This window comes from Vibrio sp. 10N.222.55.C6 (assembly GCF_041473395.1).
Taxonomy (GTDB): domain Bacteria; phylum Pseudomonadota; class Gammaproteobacteria; order Enterobacterales; family Vibrionaceae; genus Vibrio; species Vibrio crassostreae_C.
The window spans coordinates 1-538 of the sequence record NZ_JBFRSD010001245.1; the positions used below are offsets into that span (position 1 = coordinate 1).

Annotated in this window: 1 protein-coding gene; it reads right to left on the reverse strand. The window is 46.7% G+C overall.

Features of this window, described 5'->3' with window-relative positions; all coding sequences use genetic code 11:
* Positions 1-538, reverse strand: a 538-nt coding sequence (locus AB4486_RS28385) for an alpha/beta hydrolase (RefSeq protein WP_372120173.1), incomplete at both ends; no start/stop codon positions are given.

Consider the following 538-nt stretch of genomic DNA (forward strand, 5'->3'; position numbering starts at 1 on the left):
GTGCTTCTTCAGCTCTTAACCAAAACTCGGACAGGTCTTCAAAAAGGTCATCGTTATCTAAGATGCTCAAATGGGTTTCGTTGTAGCCGAGGATTTGTGACGCGTGGAGTTGGGCTGGGCGCGACAATTGGCTTGATAAATTGATCACACCATCGTTGCTGTTGGTATTAAATAGGTCGCCCGAGTTATAACCAAAGGCTAAAAAGTGGGGAATATGAATCTTACTGCTGTCAATTAATAAGTCAGCGATAAATTTCCCGTCTGGATTTAAATCAACCCATGCCGGCATTACTACGGGAGAGTACTCGACCCCTTGTTTAGCAGACTCGACACCACCAAACGGCGAAGATATGGTGGCTACGCTGCTTACAAAATCGCATAGCTGCCCAATACGGCACTGGCGAAGACTGTTGGTGGCGACAAGCCCGCCCATACTATGTGCCACAACATGTAATTGTTGGATTTTGTATTCCGTTAACACCGTGTGCATGAGGTTATTCAGGCCTTTGGAGTTCAAAGCCAGAGACAAGCCTGAAGG